The sequence below is a fragment of the Echinicola arenosa genome, assembly GCF_014841125.1.
Lineage (GTDB): Bacteria > Bacteroidota > Bacteroidia > Cytophagales > Cyclobacteriaceae > Echinicola > Echinicola arenosa.
Genome location: NZ_JACYTQ010000003.1, coordinates 352,347 through 372,496, shown reverse-complemented (window position 1 = coordinate 372,496; position 20,150 = coordinate 352,347). Strand labels below are relative to the sequence as shown.

General features: G+C 38.6%; 16 protein-coding genes and 1 tRNA gene. 8 read left to right on the top strand and 9 right to left on the bottom strand.

All coding sequences use genetic code 11. The features are described 5' to 3' along the window. Window positions 1-16: 16 nt before the first annotated feature. On the bottom strand, window positions 17-1,006 hold the full coding sequence (locus tag IFO69_RS10790) for a formylglycine-generating enzyme family protein (RefSeq protein ID WP_192010115.1): 990 nt from the start codon (window positions 1,004-1,006) through the stop codon (window positions 17-19). A 487-nt stretch (window positions 1,007-1,493) separates the two neighbouring features. Between IFO69_RS10790 and IFO69_RS10785 the strand changes: the two genes are divergently transcribed. After that, window positions 1,494-2,372 carry an inositol oxygenase family protein gene (locus IFO69_RS10785; RefSeq protein WP_192010114.1) on the top strand — a complete coding sequence of 293 codons (879 nt, stop codon included), beginning with the start codon at window positions 1,494-1,496 and terminating at the stop codon, window positions 2,370-2,372. A gap of 73 nt (window positions 2,373-2,445) precedes the next feature. Here IFO69_RS10785 and surE read toward each other — a convergent pair whose 3' ends face one another. The 4 genes from surE to dnaG all read right to left on the bottom strand — a co-directional run bounded on the left by surE (window position 2,446) and on the right by dnaG (window position 7,390). Further along, complete coding sequence (gene surE, locus IFO69_RS10780) at window positions 2,446-3,225, bottom strand: 5'/3'-nucleotidase SurE (RefSeq protein WP_192010113.1); 780 nt, start codon at window positions 3,223-3,225, stop codon at window positions 2,446-2,448. Window positions 3,226-3,367: 142 nt separating this feature from the next. Continuing rightward, window positions 3,368-4,000 carry a hypothetical protein gene (locus tag IFO69_RS10775; protein ID WP_192010112.1) on the bottom strand — a complete coding sequence of 211 codons (633 nt, stop codon included), beginning with the start codon at window positions 3,998-4,000 and terminating at the stop codon, window positions 3,368-3,370. A 109-nt stretch (window positions 4,001-4,109) separates the two neighbouring features. After that, the gene (locus tag IFO69_RS10770) at window positions 4,110-5,345 is read right to left on the bottom strand and encodes a bifunctional 3,4-dihydroxy-2-butanone-4-phosphate synthase/GTP cyclohydrolase II (protein WP_192010111.1); all 1,236 of its coding nucleotides are present in this window, start codon (window positions 5,343-5,345) and stop codon (window positions 4,110-4,112) included. A gap of 83 nt (window positions 5,346-5,428) precedes the next feature. Next, a complete protein-coding gene (gene dnaG / locus IFO69_RS10765; protein WP_192010110.1) occupies window positions 5,429-7,390 on the bottom strand; it encodes a DNA primase in 1,962 nt (653 codons plus the stop codon). Between the two features lie 240 nt (window positions 7,391-7,630). Here dnaG and IFO69_RS10760 point away from each other — a divergent pair, with 240 nt between their 5' ends. The 6 genes from IFO69_RS10760 to IFO69_RS10735 all read left to right on the top strand — a co-directional run bounded on the left by IFO69_RS10760 (window position 7,631) and on the right by IFO69_RS10735 (window position 15,160). Continuing rightward, entirely contained in the window at window positions 7,631-8,725 is a 1,095-nt protein-coding gene (locus IFO69_RS10760) for an Mrp/NBP35 family ATP-binding protein (protein ID WP_192010109.1), read from the top strand. Window positions 8,726-8,735: 10 nt separating this feature from the next. After that, window positions 8,736-8,987 (top strand): NifU family protein, encoded by a 252-nt coding sequence (locus IFO69_RS10755; RefSeq protein ID WP_192010108.1) that lies wholly within the window; start codon window positions 8,736-8,738, stop codon window positions 8,985-8,987. Window positions 8,988-9,015: 28 nt separating this feature from the next. Next, the gene (locus IFO69_RS10750; RefSeq protein ID WP_192010107.1) at window positions 9,016-12,075 is read left to right on the top strand and encodes a zinc-dependent metalloprotease; all 3,060 of its coding nucleotides are present in this window, start codon (window positions 9,016-9,018) and stop codon (window positions 12,073-12,075) included. A gap of 158 nt (window positions 12,076-12,233) precedes the next feature. After that, window positions 12,234-13,007 (top strand): PASTA domain-containing protein, encoded by a 774-nt coding sequence (locus tag IFO69_RS10745; RefSeq protein WP_192010106.1) that lies wholly within the window; start codon window positions 12,234-12,236, stop codon window positions 13,005-13,007. Next, complete coding sequence (locus tag IFO69_RS10740) at window positions 13,008-14,852, top strand: T9SS type A sorting domain-containing protein (RefSeq protein WP_192010105.1); 1,845 nt, start codon at window positions 13,008-13,010, stop codon at window positions 14,850-14,852. 2 nt (window positions 14,853-14,854) lie between these two features. Then, complete coding sequence (locus IFO69_RS10735; protein ID WP_192010104.1) at window positions 14,855-15,160, top strand: rhodanese-like domain-containing protein; 306 nt, start codon at window positions 14,855-14,857, stop codon at window positions 15,158-15,160. A 43-nt stretch (window positions 15,161-15,203) separates the two neighbouring features. On the opposite strand, the gene IFO69_RS10730 is transcribed toward IFO69_RS10735, so the two are convergent. Further along, window positions 15,204-16,310 carry a site-2 protease family protein gene (locus tag IFO69_RS10730; RefSeq protein ID WP_192010103.1) on the bottom strand — a complete coding sequence of 369 codons (1,107 nt, stop codon included), beginning with the start codon at window positions 16,308-16,310 and terminating at the stop codon, window positions 15,204-15,206. Continuing rightward, window positions 16,300-16,932 (bottom strand): HAD family hydrolase, encoded by a 633-nt coding sequence (locus tag IFO69_RS10725; protein ID WP_192010102.1) that lies wholly within the window; start codon window positions 16,930-16,932, stop codon window positions 16,300-16,302. The genes IFO69_RS10730 and IFO69_RS10725 overlap by 11 nt, the downstream gene beginning before the upstream one ends. A gap of 133 nt (window positions 16,933-17,065) precedes the next feature. On the opposite strand from IFO69_RS10725, the gene IFO69_RS10720 reads away from it, so the two are divergent. Next, window positions 17,066-17,139 (top strand) — tRNA-Ile (locus tag IFO69_RS10720). A gap of 210 nt (window positions 17,140-17,349) precedes the next feature. Here IFO69_RS10720 and IFO69_RS10715 read toward each other — a convergent pair. Both IFO69_RS10715 and IFO69_RS10710 read right to left on the bottom strand, forming a co-directional pair. Beyond that, window positions 17,350-18,174 (bottom strand): response regulator, encoded by an 825-nt coding sequence (locus IFO69_RS10715; RefSeq protein ID WP_192010101.1) that lies wholly within the window; start codon window positions 18,172-18,174, stop codon window positions 17,350-17,352. A gap of 64 nt (window positions 18,175-18,238) precedes the next feature. Then, complete coding sequence (locus IFO69_RS10710) at window positions 18,239-20,110, bottom strand: histidine kinase dimerization/phosphoacceptor domain -containing protein (protein WP_192010100.1); 1,872 nt, start codon at window positions 20,108-20,110, stop codon at window positions 18,239-18,241. Between the last annotated feature and the right edge of the window lie 40 nt (window positions 20,111-20,150).

Below are 20,150 nucleotides of genomic sequence, written 5' to 3'. Positions count from 1 at the left end.
TTTATAGGTTTTATGATTAATAGTCATCAATAGGTGCTTGATTATAGTAAGCCATGATCTCCTCTTCTGAAGGAGTAACCAGTGGCCTCACCACTCTAATGCCAAGAAATGGTGCTTCTGGGAACCACCATTGGCTTTTAGGAATTTGTGGATCAATTTGCTTCCAATCTGGTGTGGAATAAAAACGCTTACTGCTTCTCAATTCATCTGCCTCACTGACAAAACTCCCTCCTCTTATAGCTCTAGGGTAAAGCTCTTCGGTAGTTTGAACGGGGTTTTTATCAAGTCCATTAGAGCTTGGATAACTAGGGACATAAGCGTCATTGGTCCACTCCAGAACATTTCCATATATATCATATAGATCCCATGGATTAGGCTTCTTTTGACCTATTTCATGGGTAGTTTCTTCACTGTTTTCTTCATACCAAGCATATTCTTTTAATTGGCTGCCATCATCACCAAAGAAATAAGCGGATTCACTTCCAGCTTTAGCGGCATACTCCCATTCAGCCTCAGTAGGTAATCTATAGAAAACACCTGTTTTAGTGTATAACCATTTACAAAACTGGATGGCTCCATATTGGGTCATTCCAACAGCGGGCATATTTTCCTTTCCCATACCAAAAGTCATATCCAAATAAGGAGTTGATGGACGTGTCAACCCATCCACTTCAGGACTCAATGCCTTTTCACTGACAGAAGCCTCATAATTTTTATTTAGAAACAATTCGAAGATATCCCAAGTAATTTCATGCTTTCCCATCCAAAAAGCATCTAAAGCTACTTTTCTTTGAGGCCCCTCATCACTCTCTCTGCCCTTTTCTGCTTCTGGGCTACCCATTAAAAACTCCCCAGCAGGAATTGGGGTTAATTCGAATGACAAATTAGTATTGGGAATCTCTTGTTGATAAGCTTTGAAATCAACAGAATTAATATTGGCTTTGTCTTGACTTGGCAGAATTCCTCCTGCCAAAACTAGCGCTACAGCAAACTTATTCAGCAACATAATTAATTTAGGGTTTCAATAAATTCACACCCAATATAAGAACTAATTACAGAATGGCATGCCCGTTTGTATAATTATTATGGTTCCAAAATATTTTTTTGAATTCTTACGTATTAATGCAAGCTATCAGTATTCGAAAGGTTACATTTTTCCAATAAAAGTACAAAAACCAGTAAATAATCATCATCACTACATTTGTAGTGATGATGACTTTATTTAGCGATTAAATTCTTATTGATATCCATATTATATGCCAACAGCTTTAGAATTTAAATATTATTTGTAAAAGAATGCATATATTCTTTGTGGCCTGATTGGTAATTTTCATAGTACCTTAAAGGAATCAGTTTATTGATAAGCAAGTGGATAAACATGTAATGATATGTATCAAAGGAAGCTTTTTAATATCTTGTTTTTTAGTAACTTGAAAAGAGAAAACAAATAATTTTCTCAATATTTATTTTAACTAACATAAGCCCTAAACAGCATGAACAAACCTGATCAATTTGTTAATAATAATCCTCTTCAAAATCTTGAAGATTGGGAGAATGATTTAAAAGAGCGTTACCCTCAAACTGAAGAAGAGTCAGACAATAAAGACGGTTATCGAAACTATAGTAATGGAAGCAGACAGGACACTGTTAGAGAATTTTACCGCTTGAATCATCAATATCAAACCTATGACTTCGTACAGCAAAAAGAGCAGGAATTCCTCCAGTTCAACAAACAAGAAATGGGATTTTGGGAGGCAGTTGATTTTCTAAACACCTTAGTAGATGATTCTGATCCTGATACAGACCTAGATCAATTGCAGCATTTGTTACAAACCTCAGAAGCTATTAGGGCTGATGGGCATCCAGATTGGTTCGTGCTCACCGGGTTTATACATGATTTTGGCAAAGTGCTGTGTCTATTTGGAGAACCTCAGTGGGCCGTGGTAGGCGATACATTTCCGGTAGGCTGCCAATTTTCTGATAAGATTGTGTTTCCAGAATTTTTTGAAAACAATCCTGATTCAAAAAATTCTGAATTCAATAGCAAATATGGAGTCTACTCACCTAATTGTGGCTTGGATCTGGTAAAAATGTCCTGGGGACATGATGAATACCTTTACCAAATGGTCAAAGATTATTTGCCTGAACCGGCGCTTTATATGATCCGTTACCACTCTTTTTACCCACAACATAAGGAAAATGCTTATGATCACCTGATGAGCCAACATGATCATAATATGTTTGATTGGGTAAAAAAATTCAACCCTTATGATCTTTACTCTAAAGTCCCCACTCCTCCAAATGCAAAAGAATTAAGGCCCTATTATGAAGACCTGGTGGCCAAATACCTTCCTGCAAAATTAAAGTTTTAGCAGTTTAGCAGATAGAATCAAAAAGCCCTTCATTTCAAAAATGAAGGGCTTTTTGATTCCAATACAATTCTCCTTATTCAATGTCCAAATCCCATTCTTCATTCATTTGGGTAATGGCATGGTGCGCGGTCATATCAAACTGGCAAGGCACTACAGAAGCATAGTTATTGGCAATGGCCCATTCATCATTATCTTCTCCTTTATCAAAATTCACAAAGTTTCCAGCCATCCAAAAATACTTTCTACCATTTGGATCAAAGCGCTCATCAAACTCCTCTTGCCATTTGGCCCTGGCCTGGCGGCACAATTTTATTCCTTTAATTGGTTCGTTTCTTTTGGGAGGAAAGTTCACATTCAAAGCAACACCTTTGGGCATTCCATGTTCCAATACCTGTTTTGCAATCTTAAACACGTAATCTTCCACGTGAGAAAAATCTGCTTTGGAGCTATAGTCACACAAACTAAAACCTATGGAAGGATACCCTTCAATTGCTCCTTCAATTGCAGCAGACATAGTACCTGAGTATAATACACTTATAGAAGTATTACTACCATGATTAATTCCGCTAACTATTAAATCTGGCTTGCGGTCATTAAAAACATAATGTTTGGCCAACTTCACACAATCTGCAGGTGTACCACTGGACTTATAGGCCTCAACATCATCAAAAATTTCCTCTTCGTCTAGCCGAAGCGTGTTGCCGATGGTAATCGCATGTCCCATACCGGACTGAGGACTGTCTGGAGCAACCACTACCACCTCGCCCAACTTTTTCATTACATTCACCAATACACGAATTCCCCGTGAGGTAATACCATCATCATTGGATACTAGAATCAACGGTTTTTTCATTAAAATATATTTTAAAGTTGATGTCTGATTAAAAATTCTTCTTGGTCAAATTTAAGGAAAGTTGTTACAATAAACCCACCAAAACAAAGAATGATGAACGGGCAGTCCATCATTCTTAATTATTTGACCTTAATTTAAATACTTACTCTTTTAACTGATTATAATAAGCGGTTATACGCAACAAATCTCCCCTTCTATCATGGGACAACCTGTTTTTGCGCATGTACAATTTCACCTCATCTTCCCTATCTTCCATATAGTTAAGCAGTTCTTTTTTCTTTTGGCTGTATTTGGTGATTTCACCTTCTGCCAAGAAATAAAAGTCAAAAGCCAATTTGCTGGAATTGGTCATAGGCGGACCGTACATAGGTGACATGTACATGCTGTACATTCCCATACTTCTTGGGTCACTGGTAATATATTCCCTACACAATAATGTAATATCGGGACCATCGGTAAGGAGTTCAAAAAAGATAGGAACCGCATAGTCATTGTTATTTATATCGTAAGGAAGACTATAAAAAGTCCTAATTCCTCCATAATACTCATCAAATATCTCGAACCTAGTAATGGAAGAACTACTGTAGGTTTGGACGCTTTGACTCTGTAACTGCACAATATTATTATCCAAATCGTATTTTAGCTTTCCTTTATAAACTTCTCCATCACTCAGGTACAAGGTACCATCATGCCATACTTGGGAAGGAAAATTCTGAGCATCAACATTTTGCACAGCAATGAATACGAAAAGAAATATATACAGCAGTTTTTTCATGACGATTAAGGCATTGATTCTAATTAGACTAACGAAATTAATGACGGATTAGTTAGTCGAAACGTCTCAATTTATACTAAAAGAGCCCTGTTTTTTCAGGGCTCTTTGTTTATTTCATCTTATTGATCTCTTTTTTGAGAATCTGATGACCCATTTTGTCCCTTTTGGTGGTAAGGTATTTTTCATTATGACTGTTTGGGCTGATCTCCAACGCTACGGTATCAACAATCTCCAAGCCATAACCTAGTAAACCTGCTCGTTTAGTTGGATTATTTGTGATCAACTTAATTTTGGAAACACCCAAATCCCTTAAAATCTGTGCCCCAACACCGTAATCTCTCTTGTCCATAGGGAAACCCAATGCAAGATTAGCTTGAACCGTATCCATTCCTTCCTCTTGCAGTTTATAGGCTTTGAGTTTGTTGATCAGACCAATGCCTCTTCCTTCTTGATTCATGTATAGCACAATTCCCTTACCTGCTTTATTGACCATTTCCATGGCACTATGAAGTTGAGGACCACAATCACACCTGCAAGATCCAAATATATCACCCGTCACACAAGAAGAATGAACCCTTACCAAAATTGGCTCCCCTTCCTTCCACTCACCTTTGATCAGGGCCATGTGGATTTCATCAGTATTGGTTTGTCTAAAGGCTACCAAATCAAAATCTCCCCATTCCGTAGGCATGTCTACACCTATTTCACGCTTGATCAATGATTCGTTTTTAAGCCTGTAAGCTATGAGATCCTTGATACTCACAAACTTTAAGTTGAACCTCTGGGCTACTTCAATCAAATCCGGAACCCTGGCCATGGTACCATCTTCATTCATAATTTCTACCAAAACACCAGCGGGATACAAACCTGCCAATCTAGCCAAGTCAATCGCTGCTTCGGTATGACCTGTTCTTCTTAGCACACCTCCCCTTTTGGCCTTTAGAGGAAAAATATGCCCTGGTTTTCCCAGTTCATCAGGATGAATATTATCATCAATTAATGCTTTGATCGTTTTGGCCCTGTCACTAGCTGAAATTCCAGTCGTACAACCATGCCCGATCAAATCAACAGAAACAGTAAATGGCGTTTCATAAGCTGCTGTATTTCTGCCAACCATCAACTCCAAGCCCAACTCCTCACAACGGTCTTCTATAATTGGTGCACAAATCAAACCCCGACCGTGGGTTGCCATAAAATTGACAATCTCCGGCGTTACTTTTTCAGCTGCACATACAAAATCTCCTTCATTTTCACGATCCTCATCATCTACCACAATGACCACTTCACCAGCTTTTATCGCTTCAATTGCCTCTTCGATGGAATCTAATTTAATTTCTTCAGCCATAGTATTTTATTGAATGGTCAATTTAGTGTGCAAAATTACACTCTTTATTGTCTTAAACCGAGAAAGACGGTATTTAGTTTGGTCTATCTGGACTTTACGGTTCCAAGTTGCTTATTGATTTCTTTCAATGATTCGTTCAATGCCATCAGAACCATTTGAAAGTCTGACACTTCATCAATATTCCCATTTTCTTCGGCAACCCGTATTTTTTGAATGGTTTCATCCACCATCTTTTCCAGGACCCTTCTCTTTAAGCGGTGAATCTCGTTGAAAGTGGTTTTGGACAAATCATCAGACTCCCTGTTAGTATAGATCAAATGCTTGAGTTGCCAGTTGTCGGACATCTCATGTCGATTGGATATCATGTTGATCACCTCAGATTTTACATCACTGTCATCTAACTTAATAAAGTAATCAGCATTGGGTAAAACACCTTTTCGTAAAGCTCTTTTATATTCAATAAGGATCTTTTGATACAAAGGTGTCTGAAATTCCAAGTCCCCAGTCTCTTGGATAAGGTATTCACAAACATGCAGGTCTTCGGATATTTTTTCAAAACCATAGGTAACCAAAAGTCTCAGCATTTCCCTTTCTTGACCAGCCAAAACATCCTTAGCGGAAAGTTTAGGCTTTTCCTCTGGAAGAAAAGCTTCAAATGGTGTATCAGCATCTTGAGGAGGTGGGCCCGGAGAAAATTTATCTTTGGGCTTTGCATAGGTCTCTTTTTGTCCTTTCAGAAGAATCTTATTGAGCTCGGCCAAGACTATTTCTTCCTCCATTTGGAGCAGCTTGGCAGATTCCTTTACATAAACCGCACGGGTAATTGGATCAGGAATCTTGGAAACACTCTGCACAACCTGTCTAACTGTGTCTACTCTTTTAATAGGATCATGCTTCGCCTCCTCTTCATACAGCTCAATTTTAAACTCTATAAAATCCCGGGCATGCTCATTCAAATAAGTTTGAAAAGCTTCTGACCCAACTTTCCTAGAATAACTGTCAGGATCATCCCCATCAGGGAATACAACAGCTTTTACATTCAACCCTCCTTCCAACAACATATCAATACCTCTCAACGAAGCCTTGATACCTGCAGCATCACCATCATAAAGTACCGTCACATTATCGGTAAACCGCTTGATCAGCTTAATCTGATTTTCTGTCAATGAGGTACCCGAAGATGCAACTACGTTTTCTATTCCAGAAAGGTGCATTGAAACCACATCGGTATACCCTTCGACCAAATAGCAATTGTCTTTGCTCCGAATAGCTTGTTTGGCTTGGTACATCCCATAGAGCACATCACTCTTATGGTAAACAGCCGTTTCCGGCGAGTTAATATACTTGGGTTGCTTTTTGTCATTGGTGAGAATCCTTGCTCCAAAAGCAATGGGCTTTCCCGCGAGGTTATGGATCGTAAAAACCACCCTTCCTCGAAATCGATCGTATTTCCGGCTTGGATCCCCTTCTTTTTGGAGGATCAGGCCTCCCTTAAGCAAAATATCTTCGGAATGACCCGCTTTTGTCGCTGTCTTGTGCAAGGTATCCCAGCTGTCCATGGCATATCCTAAGTCAAACTTTTCAATAGTGGCTTGATTAAAGCCTCGCTCCTTAAAGTAACTTAAACCTATGGACTTGCCCTCATCCGTTTGCAATAGGTTTTTATGGAATAAGTCCCTTGCAAAAGCCTGGACTATGTATAAACTCTCCCTTTCGTTGTACGCTTGGACTTCCTCTGGAGTCGCCGTGTGGTCCTCTTCTACTTCAATGCCATATTTTTGCGCCAACTGTTTGATAGCCTCATTAAAGCCAATACCTTCCACTTCCATGACAAACTGAATGGCATCACCAGAAGCCCCACAACCAAAGCATTTATAAATCTGCTTGGCAGGAGAAACGGAAAATGATGGAGATTTTTCATTATGAAATGGACAACAGGCCCAAAGGTTCTGTCCCTTTTTCTTTAGGGGCACATAGTCATTGACCACCTCTTCAATATCCGCCCTATCCTTGACTTTTTCTGTTGTAATATTACTTAATGACATGCTGTATTGGGAATAAATCCAAAGATAAAAAAGTATTATGAAAATAGACTTCCTAAAGGACGCGCTTAATAGAAACTATTACTTAAAGTAAAGGGTTATAGTGTTAAAAAATTAAAAGGGTTGAAGCCCGATTACCTAATGATCATCGATTAAATCAATGAAGTCAAAATATAGATATTAGGTTCAACAGTTTTAAAAAGGATTATTAAGCACTAAATTGCGCAAAATTTACCCTACGTAATGATTATAAGTAAAGAAAAGGTACTTAAAGCCCTCTCCACAGTAGATGATCCGGATCTGAAAAAGGATTTGGTAACACTGGGTATGATCCAGGATATTGTGATTGAGGGTGATAAATTAAGTTTCAAAGTAGTACTTACCACCCCTGCTTGCCCTCTCAAGGAATTGATCAAAAGTAAGTGTGTTGAAGCATTGGAGAAGGAATTTGGTGAAACTATTGAATTGGATATTTTCATGACTTCCAATGTAACCACGATCAGAGACAATGCTCCCTTACTACCAAAAGTGAAAAACATCATTGCTGTGGCCTCTGGTAAAGGCGGTGTGGGTAAATCAACTTGTTCTTCCAATTTGGCAGTGGCCCTGGCAGCTACTGGTGCCAAGGTGGGCTTGATCGATGCAGATATTTCAGGGCCTTCAGTTCCTACTATGTTCAATGTAGAAGGTGAACAACCCGCTGTTAAACAAGAAAACGGGAAGAATATTATCATTCCTATAGAGCAATATGGTGTAAAATTGATGTCTATCGGCTTTTTGACTCCTGCAGACAGTGCAGTAGTTTGGAGAGGTCCAATGGCCAGCTCAGCGCTAAAGCAATTTATTGCAGATGTTGAATGGGGTGAATTGGATTATCTATTGATCGATCTGCCACCGGGCACTTCCGATATTCACCTCACTATGGTACAAACAGTACCAGTAACTGGTGCTGTAATTATTACTACCCCGCAAAAAGTAGCACTAGCAGATGCTACCAAGGGGTTATCCATGTTTAAACAGCCCCAAATAAATGTTCCCGTTTTAGGTGTTGTGGAAAATATGGCTTATTTTACACCAGAAGAATTGCCGGAAAATAAGTACTATTTATTCGGCAAAGAAGGTGGTCAGCGACTGGCTAAAAAATTCGAAGTGCCTTTCCTTGGGGAAATTCCTATTGTTCAAAGCATTAGAGAAAGTGGAGACAGCGGCTTCCCTGCTGTATTGAAAGAAGGTGTTACCCAAAAGGCATTTACCGAGTTGGCTGAAACAGTAGCCAGACAAGTGGCCATTAGAAATGCAGAAAGAAATAAAACAAAAATAGTACAGGTTAATACCTAGATATAATAAAATGGAAACTGAACTGATAGGAAAAATAGAAACAGCATTGGATACGATTCGCCCTTATTTGGAGGCTGATGGTGGCAATGTGAAAATTGTGGGGCTTACAGAGGAAATGGTATTGCAACTGGAGTTGACTGGTACCTGCAGTTCATGCCCTATGTCCACCATGACCTTAAAAGCAGGTGTTGAGGAAGCGGTCAAAAAAGCCATTCCTGAGATCAGCAAGGTGGAAGCCGTCAACATTTCTGTTTCAGAGTAAATGAAAAGCGATTTTTAAGAAAGAGTTAATGAAAAGGATATTACTGATTTTAAGGATAAAGTTGGTTTTATCCTTTTTCTTCTTTTTAAACACCAGCATTTTTGCCCAAAATATTACCCCTCGTTTTTATAACCAAAATACCATCAGCAGTAATGGGGATAAGTGTGCCACTCCCCTAGTTGAAGCTCAACAACTTCAGGAATTGGGATTGTTTGGTTCAAAGGAATATTTTGAATCTTGGATAAATGATAAGATTGAAAGCAGAAAAAAAAGCTTAAGTTTAAGAACTGCTGCCGATGAAGTAAGGGTAATTCCAGTAGTTGTTCACGTGATCCACAATGGAGAAGCGATTGGCAATGGCGCCAATATTCCACTGTCACAAATAGAGGCACAGATCAGGATTCTAAATGAGGACTTCAGAAGACAAAATGCTGACGCAGCCAATACGCCTGATGAGTTTCAAGGTGTCGCTGTAGATGCACAAATTGAATTTGTCTTGGCCAAACAAGATCCAAGGGGGCTCCCCACTTCAGGTATCAATAGAGTTCAAGGCACCAAAGCCGTTTATAGCCAAAGCGATGCAAGCTTAATAAGCTCCTTTTCTTATTGGGATTCAAATGATTATCTTAATCTCTGGGTGGTGCCCATACAATCCCCCTATATAGGTTATGCGTCTTTTCCTATATCGGACTTAGATGGTTTAAATTTCTCTCCCAGCTCCAAAGAAACCGATGGTGTCACAATTGATTATCGCTATTTTGGTTCTGGAGGAAATGCCTCCTCTTCATCACTAGGAAGAACAGCCACGCACGAAATCGGCCACTTTTTTGGACTCAGGCACATTTGGGGTGATGGGGATTGTTCTGTCGATGATTTTGTAAATGACACTCCCAATCAGGAAAGCTCCAACAATGCCTGTAACAGCACAGTAAGGACGACTTGTGGTTCAAGGGACATGATCCAAAACTATATGGATTATACGCCTGATGCGTGTATGAACTTGTTTACAGCTGGTCAACTGGAAAGGTTTGATGTAGTGTTGTCCAATAGCCCGAGAAGGGTTTCATTGGTAAATGGTAGAGCCACCCTAGAGCCTGAGGTATTCTCACTTGATTTGGCCTTGGATAAAATCAGGGTACCTCAAGATTACATTTGTTCCAATACAGTAACACCGCAAGTGGAAGCTTTCAATGGAGGTACTACTACCTTGACCAGCGCAGTAGTCAACATCTCTCTCAATGGAAGTGTCATGGAGCAAAAGACATTTACTTTTGACCTTGATCAAGGAGATACTTTTACCTTTACATTTGATCCTATCGATATTCAAAATGATGGTAATGAGTTTGAAGTCAATGTAATTTCAGTCAACAACAAAACAGATGAAAACCCAGGAAATAACCGCTTGACTTCCTCTCCTATCGTTCAACCAAATCTTGTACTTCCTTATACTTACTCAGCAGGAGACGTCAATGATATTTGGTCCATAAGGAATGATGATGAAGGAATTACTTGGAGACAGGAACAGCTGACGCTAGATGGAGTCAGTCAGGAAGCACTACTAGTCAATTTTTACAATTATGAAACTGATGGAGAAATGGATTATTTGATTACTCCTCAAATAAACCTTTCCAACACACCTAATGCCCAGCTAACTTTCAAAATGGCTTATGCCACTTATCCGGAAGATGGCCTGGACGACAAGTTACTTATTGGCATATCTACTGACTGTGGCAATACATTTGATTTAGTGAATGCCCCTTACGATAAGTCTCAAGGGACTTTGGAAACAGCCTCTTCCACGTCAAATGAATTTATCCCAACTTCTGAAAGCGCTTTCAGAACCGAAGTAGTAGATTTAAGTGATTATGCTGACTATGGAAACATAAGAATTGCTTTTATCTCTATTAACGGCTACGGCAACAATTTATACATCAAGGATATTACCATCAACACCAACCAAGTAATCAGCTATGGTTTTAAGATCGATGAAGTACTAAGCCCTTCACCAATTACAGATGGCAGTCAGGAAAATGAAGTGCTGAATGTAAGCAACACAGGTAACTTGGTGATTAATTCTTTCCTTTTGGACAGAACGATCAATGGCTCGGAGCAATCCACCTTGATTGCAGATGGCATCACCTTAAATCCAAATGAAACAATTACAGTAGAACTTCCAAATGCACTTACAGATGGATTAAATGAGGTTCAATACACCATTTCCAAACCTAACTTTGACCAAAATCCAAATACTGAAAGCAGTTTGATGCGTTACTACTATCAAGATAATGCCGAATTAGCCATTCCTTGGAGACAAAACTTTGACAATAACAGTTCCATAAGTCCTTGGGTAAGTGTGAACCCTGAAAGTGGGGCCACTTCTTGGGAGTTAGTTGCCAAAGAAACTGGAGAAAGTGGAGATAACCTGGCTAATCTTCGCGAGCAATCCAATGAAAACTCCTATTGGATTGGTACACCTGTAATGGATTTAAGCGGTACAAGTCGGGCAAGTGTCTTCTTTGATCGTGCGGCTAGCGGAGTGGAAACTAACACCCAAATGACCGTATTGCTTAGCCAAGACGGTGGTGTCACATTTTCAGAAGAAATGACCTCTTTTACCGGTGAGGAACTTAATACCATAAACGGTGAAGCGCCTGTTAACCCTAATACACCAAGTGAGTTTGTAAGGGAGTTTATTGATCTTTCTGACTACACTGGTTCTGGATTTGAAAAAGTTAGACTGGCCTTTGTGGTTGAAAACGGAAACAGTGAAACCAATCCAGTTTATTTGGACAATATTGAATTTTATCTTGAAAACAATCCTGAACCAGTGAACCCGGGCTTGGGCAATGCCAAGGTCTACCCTAACCCAGCCACTGACTTATTCAATATTGTCTTTAACCTGGATGATTTCGAAGATGTCCGCATTCAAGTGATCAGTTCTTCTGGCCAATTGGTACATGATGTTATTTACCCAGGAACACTCAATCAGACTTATAGCTTTAGCACTGAACTGTTTGCCAAGGGAGTATTCATCATCAAAATTCAAAGTGATGACCTTTCCCTTACAAAAAGATTAATCATTCAGTAGCATTTTAGTTTTTAAATAAAGATGAAACTTTAACGCTTTTTAGTAATTTTTGGCACACTTATTATAGTTTTACATGCTATTATTTGTGGTAAAATCATTCCATGAAGCCAAAATTAAAATTACCTTTACCTAAGGAAATATAACCAAGTAAATTGTCAATGAGCACTATTAAAGAAGGTTCCAAGAAAGTTATTGTCCATATTGCCTTAATATTGGGCTTATTGTTTGCGGTCCTATTCGTATTCTTTCAGATTTACCTCCCTGGATATACCAACCACGGAGAATCGGTAACTGTACCAGATTTGGAAAATTTCCACTATAGCGAAATTGAAAAATACTTGGAAGCACGTAATTTGAGGTATGAAATCACTCCTGACAGTGGTTTCGTAGCAGATGCTCAACCTTTGGCAGTACTTAAACAGAATCCCCGACCTGGTGCAAAGGTCAAAAGGGATAGAAAAATCTACATTACCTTGAATGCTGAAAATGCACCTTTGATAAAAATGCCTAATTTGGTTAACAGTCCTATCAAAAATGCACAAGAAGTATTGGCCAATTACGGACTGATAAGGGGAGAAATCATTTACACACCTGACATTGGACACAATGTTGTTTTAGAACAAAAATTTAGAGGCAGATCGATCAAAGAGGGATTTGAGATCCCGAAGGGTTCCCAAATCGACTTGGTCGTTGGTGATGGACTTGGCAAGCAGAGCCTGGCCATTCCAAACGTAGTAGGAATGGATGAAGAAGAAGCAGAAATTGCCATTGTTGGATCTGGCTTAAGGTTGGGCCGTATCAATTATGTGACCACCGATACCGTACCTAAAGGTACTATTCTTAAACAGTTGCCTCCATCTGGTATTCAAGCAAAAACAGGTGAATTGATCGATTTATGGGTTTCTGAGCTGGGAGTCGATATAAATTTTTAAATGAATAGAAAGACTTATATAATTCTACTTTTTTCCTTACTGTCGACTTTGATCTATTTTCCATCAAAGGCACAGTTGATACAGCTTCCTGTAAATCATACAGGTTTTAAAAACAAAAACATCACTCAAAGGGCAAGGCTAATGGCAGATACTTTGTCCTTGCCTTTTTGGGATGACTTTTCATCCGGCAGCTTGGATTCAACAAAATGGATCAATCAAGGAGCCAATGTGTCCCTGAATGTAGGCATTAATGCACCTAGCTTGGGTGTTGCCCTTCTGGATGGAGTTAAAGCCAATGGCCAACCTTATAGTACGGATATTACCCAATCCGGAGTAACAGACCAGTTAAGCTCTCAATTCATCAACCTGAAAGATATTGAAGCTATATCGCAACAATCCATTTACCTCAGTTTCTTTTGGCAAGCAGGTGGAAAGGCAGAACTCCCTGATGCTTCAGATTACTTGGAATTACTATTCTTGGACAGTTTGGGTAATTGGAACCAAGTATGGATACAGCAAGGAGGTCAGGATGTTCAGGAATTCAAACAGGAAACTATCCAGGTCAATGGCATTTTCCTTCATGATCATTTCCAATTCAAGTTCCAAAGTGCCGGAAGAATGGCAGGGCCTTTTGATAGCTGGATGATAGATTATGTTTACATCAATGATGGTAGAAACAGCAATGATTTATACTATCAGGACCGTGCCCTAACCCAATTGAACAGTAACTTTTTGGGAAAATATGCGGCTCTTCCACTTTATGAGTTTAATAATTTGCCAGACACAATCCCTCAGCCTATCACTAACCAATTTTTCAATTTAAATGATCGGTTTAGGGCCATGGAATATTCCATTGAAATAAGAAATAAAGCAACTTCAGCACCCATAATGGTACTTAATAGCAATACACCTTTTAACCCAGTACCATTGGCCAACGAAAGAAGGGACTTTAGCAGCGCGGCCCCAGGGGATTGGAACCTGGAAGAAGTTACAGAAGAATTTGAAATGGAAAGTTGGGTCTATCTTAGTTCGGGTGACAATTACTTGATTGAGGCGATCAATGGATTAGATACCACTTACCATACAAGTGTTGACTTTAGGCTTAATGACACCATAAATACCGCCATCCCAATCAAGGACTTTTATGCTTACGATAGAGGTACTGTAGATTATGCAGCTGGAATCAATCAGCGATCCGGAATGATTGCGATAAAATACAACACTTCTGCTCCAGCCTTTATTAATGCCATTAGCATCAATTTCACCAATGCCGCCCAAAGAGGTAATGCAGTGGACTTGATGATTTGGTCATCACTGGAGGAAAACCCTTTATTTACCAAAGAAGTAATCATCCAAGAAAAGCCTTCCTTAGAAGCTTTTACAAAATTTGAACTGGATACTGCCATCAGTGTAGAAGGAGACTTTTACGTAGGTTTTATGCAGTTCACGAATGAGTTTATACAAATCGGCTTAGACAAGTCCAATGATACTTCAGGTGAAGTCATGTACAACACATCAGGTACTTGGCAGCCCAATACTGAGGTCTTAGGTTCTTTGATGATTAGGCCCCATATGCAAACGACAGGTCCAGAGGTGCCTGAAACACCCGGCGAGACAGATAGAATAAAAGCCTATCCAAACCCTGCCACCGAGCAAAGGATTTTTCTGGAAGGAGAAATGGATTTGGTAAAAATGTATGATGCCTTTGGCAGGGAAATAAATATAGATATCATACCTTCGGAAAAAGGTAAAATCATTAATTTTACAGGTAATCACAAGGGAGTGTACCTGATCAAAGTATGGAATAAAAACACTCCTCAATCAATCAGAATTTTAGTAGAATAATTATGGAAGACATTACGGTAGAAGAATTAAAAGAGCGATTGGACAATAAGGAATCGTTTGCCTTTTTAGATGTTCGTGAAGAATGGGAATACGAGGAAGATAACCTTGGTGCCAATAATATTCCGTTGTCCCAGTTACCAAATGCTTTGGGTGAGTTGGAGGAATACAAAGACCAGGAACTGATCGTTCATTGCCGCTCAGGTGCAAGAAGTGGAAATGCGAAGAAGTTTTTAGAAACAAAAGGTTTCACCAAAGTCAGAAATGTCCTAGGAGGCATTATGGCATACAGAGAATTAGAAGAAGAGTAGGCAAAACCTACTCTTTTTATTTTTCCAACTATAGGATGCACCATTAGGCTATCTGGAATGGTTGTGGTGTAAAGCACAGGATAAATATGATAATGGCCAGCCAAGCCAATACTTTTCTTGGCGGGTTGATAGGTTTCCCATCCCTTACTGGAGGATGCTCAATTCCAATCAGCCTTCCCAAAATAAATGCAAAAAACAACCAACCACTGTACCCTTCCAAATGTGGGTAAAAATAGAGCAGCACGTATTGCAATGTCACAATACTCAAGGTTAAGGTCCATTTTGTCTGGTTTTTAAGGCTGGACTTCCTAAAGCAGATATAAATAAAGATCACATAAAGCGGCAAAGCAAAAATCAAATAACTGGTTCCTTCATAGGGGTTAACCATCCCCAAGCCAGCAAAGAATAAAAATACCGTGTAGAAACTAAGACTAATCTTCCGGTGATGTTTAGGAAACAATCCAAACACCACATGGCCCCCATCCAGCTGCCCGATGGGCAAGAGATTCAAGGCAGTAAAAAACAAGGCCAAATACCCGGCAAACAAATATGGGTAATGAATTACCTCACTCATGTCGGGCATTTTATCAGGATCTGCCAAAAGCTCTTGCATACCATAAAAAAGCAGATTGTAGCCCAATTGAATATTTACTCCCCCACTCTCTTCCAGAGAATAATCAGGGTCAAGATATTCTGGATGAATTTCATAAATAAAGTCAGCATCAGGAAGATTTTGAAACCCATATACCAACACACCAAAGGCAATAATAAAACCTGCCAAAGGGCCAGCCACACCTATATCGAAGAACTTTTTACGACTACTGACAAAGTCCTTCATTTTAATAATCGCCCCCATGGTCCCAATAGATGGAGCGCCTAGAAAGCCTAACCAAAAAGGAATAAAAAATGGTAAGGAAGACTTTACCTTATGATGGATAGAAGTGAATAAATGCCCCAATTCATGTATCAATAGAATCCCAACGAAGGGAATGGAAAAGGCCATGGACTGGACAAAGTAGTCCCAAGTAAGCGGCATTTCATCAGAAAGAATGCTTCTTCCAAACAACCACTCTCCACCTGCCAAGGTAGTACACACAAATGTGACAATAAACAGTAAACTGTGCTTAAGGTATTCTTTATTACTGTACATCAGAAAAGTAATCCATCAGGGCATTAGGGTGATTAATATGGCAGGTTCGAAGTCCTACCTTTTCTGCTCCGAGCAGGTTGGGTGCCGTATCATCAAAAAACACCCCTCTATCTGCTGGCATCCCGATATGATCCAAAACTTTTTCATAGATAATAGTATCCGGCTTACGGCAACCCATCTCATGGCTTAAAAATACATGATCAAAAAGTTCTTTAAAACTAGCAATACCAGTATCCTCTAATAAAATTTCCTCGACCCTTTTGAAATGAATGCCATTGGTGTTGGACAACATATAGACAGGATGAGATTTTCTTAAGTACTGAAGCAATTCTATTTTCTGCATGGGTATTTTTCCCAACATCGCATTCCAAATATTATCGATTTCTAAATCACTCCAGTCCTTTTTAAAGGCATTTCTGATTTCTGATCTAAAAGTAGCGTCATCGATTTCACCTTTTTCATAAGCATGATGAATTGGATTCTTCATGAAGTTTTCAGAGAGTACTTTTCCGTAACCGCTCAGGTTTTCACCTAATTGACTGATGGTAAACGGAATATCCAAATCAATGATCACCCCACCGAGATCAAAAACAAAAAAATCGATATTTTTATCTAATTTCATACAGGTAAATGTTGTTGTTTTGAAATCAAATATGTAACATTGCAGTCCCAAAAGCAAGGAAAAAGTCATCTAAGCGATTTCGATTGGTTGCATGGTTTGATCCACTGGAAAACTCCAGAAACAATGCTTTTCGGGGCCTATAGCTCAGCTGGTTAGAGCACTTGACTCATAATCAAGGGGTCCCTGGTTCGAGCCCAGGTGGGCCCACTGAAAATCAGCCACTTACGATAAAATATTGTAAGTGGCTTTTTTATTTGCACACGATTTGCACACAAAATGGGGTCAAAAAATAATTTTAAATTTTCTTGAATCCCCTGTCCCTTAGGCAGCCATTTTGGTGATATCTTATTTGTTTTAAGTTTTATTCAACTTTTATGGTATTGAATAAAATAGGCTTTCAAAAAAAGATGTAAACAATTATTTACCTTCGATTCCAAGCTTATCAAAAAGCAATTTTCTTTTTTCACCATTTTGCGGAATGGGTAACGAAAAATATAGAGGATAAGATGGGGTTTTACTGTATTTAGGCAGATGAACATGATTGTTCTTTATGGATATGATCTTCTTAAGATCAATGACATATTTCCTGCTTAATTGAAAAAAACTTTTCCCCAGCATATGATGGTTTTCATCATAAAAGTTTTTAAGCCCTGGAGAACTAAAAACTATTGGCTGCTCCTTATTAAGGAAATATGCCTTGATTACCTTATCATCTGCCTCCAATAAAACCAATTCTTTGATGGGCAACCCTGTAAGTTCTCCATGTCCGGTTGTAACAAAGATAGTTGGCCTGATATTATTTGATGACTTGCTTCTATGATTTGACTGGTTATGGTTCTCTTTTTTACTTTGGCTTTGCTTGATTACCAATAATTCCATCAAATCTTCAAGCTCTTGCCTTCTGTATGGTTTTCTTAAAAAGGCATACGGCATTGTAAGTTTCGCAATATCAAAGCCAGTATTTTTTGGCAAACCAGATAGAAAAACCACTGGGATGGAACTTATTTGATTGATCAGTAAAGCCAGCTGGATGCCTGCTGTCTGATCCCCATTTAAGTCAATATCCAACAAAGCAATATCAAATGTGTCTGAATTTAGCAACTCTGCCCCCTCCTGAAATGAGGTGGCCGGCCCTGTAACGTTTACCTGACCCTGTGAAAAAGTTTTTAACAAATCACTTTTTATCATATCTCCAATAAACGGATCATCTTCTACCAATAATATGTTTATTTCGTTTACCATATAGGTTTTTTTAAACAATTCTCTTGCGACTAAAAACATTTACAAAAACTTAAAATACAATTTACTATTTTCTAATCAACTTAAGTGTATACCTCGTTCCCACATCGGACTGTAAACTTATTTCAGCTTGGATATACCTAGCCAATCGACCTATTAATTTTGTACCAAGCCCTTCACTTGCTTCATTGGATATTCCAATGCCATTATCTTCCAAATGAATTAAAATGACATTTGCCTGTCTTTTTAATGAAACACTTATTTGAGGATAATTGATGGTTTCGTTAAATGCATATTTGGAAGCATTGGTAATTATTTCCGAAACAATCAGTCCAAGATTCAGTAAGGTAGGGACTGATAATCTTGTTGACTTAGCATTGGAATCGATTTCTACCCTAAAATCAATCTTCTGGCCTGTATGCCTGAACAATTCTTCAAGGTGTGATGTCAAGTCCAAAAGGTAATTTCCCAACAGCACATCTTCCTCTTCATGATTTGAGTAGGTCAAGTATTCCTGCAACGACGCTATTGAAATAATCGCTGCTTCAGAGTTTCTTAACACTTCTTTTGCCTTCTCATCAGAAATACTTTCCGAAGCAAGTCGAAGTAGCTGTTGAAGACGAGTAAGGAAATTATAAATTCTATGCTCATTGTCCTTTTTTTGGTCAATGATAATGAGGTTTTTTTCCTTTAGTTTTCTATTGAAACGGAATAAGAAAAGTCCGAAAATAATAGACAATCCTACCACACTAGCTAAAAAGATAATAAACTGCTCATTTGTTCGAATACGAGCTTGTGCTAAAACAGTTTCCTGTTCTAAATACTCGTTTTCCAATTCTCTTTCTCTCAACAGAAACCTTGACTCTACCTTTTGAACTTGTAACTTCTCTTCTAAAAATACTTCTTCTTTCAATTCGCCCAACTTTTTTAAAGCCATAAGTGCATCTTCATGCTGTCCCATTTTTTCATTGACTTTTACTTTTAAATCATAATGATCCAATAATAAGTCTTTTAAGGTGACCGCATTTAACAATGTTGCGCCGGAATCCAGATAGAATTTAGCGGTTTGATATTGGCCTAAATGAAGAAATAAGTCGGCTAGATTATTATAGCTTACTAGGAACCCTATTTGATGTTCATTCTTATGATAAACCATATTTGCCCATTCAAGGTACTTTTGGGCAGAATCCAACTGATTCAATTTCAAAAAATCTAAGCCAATATTGGTTAAAGTAGATGCAGTATTAACTATCGACAATCTGTTTTTTAGATCAAGGGACCTGAAATTGTAATATAAGCTGCTATCTATATAATTTAGCTTTCGATAGGCCATTGCCAAGTTATTGTAGACAAATGATTCCATGGTGGAGTCACCAATGGCCAATGCCAATGCCAAAGATTCCCTATGACTTTTTGCAGCTAATTCATTCTCCCCTAAGTCTATATACATTAGTCCGATTGTGTTGAGAATTTCAGAGGCACTTGCTGTATCCTTTTTGATTTTTGCCACTTCTAAAGCTTTTTGGCTACTTTCCAAGGATTTTGAGTATAAGCCCATCCTCCTATAGCTCATAGCAATCGATTTAAATGAACTGATGATCTTTACGGTATCTTTTAGTTCAGTGGCAGCTTGATTAGTAAGTATATAAAAGTGATTGGAGGAATCATATTGTCCCAGATAGTAATAAGAAAAGCCAAGATTATTGGTAGCTTTTCTTTTATTAACTAATCTACTACTCCAGTCTACATCTGCTAACAATCTTAGAAGTATCAGTTTAGCTTTATGGTGCTCACCTTCATCTAGGTAAGTATTGGTCAGGTCAAATAATGAGTCTTGCTTTGACTGGAAGGGTTCTTGACCAAAAGAAAAGCAAATGGTCCAAACAAGAAAGAAACTTATTAGCGACCATGTCCTGATAAATTTAGGATCGAATTTCATATACTTGTAAATGTATTAATTAGTAAAAAATACGTGTTTG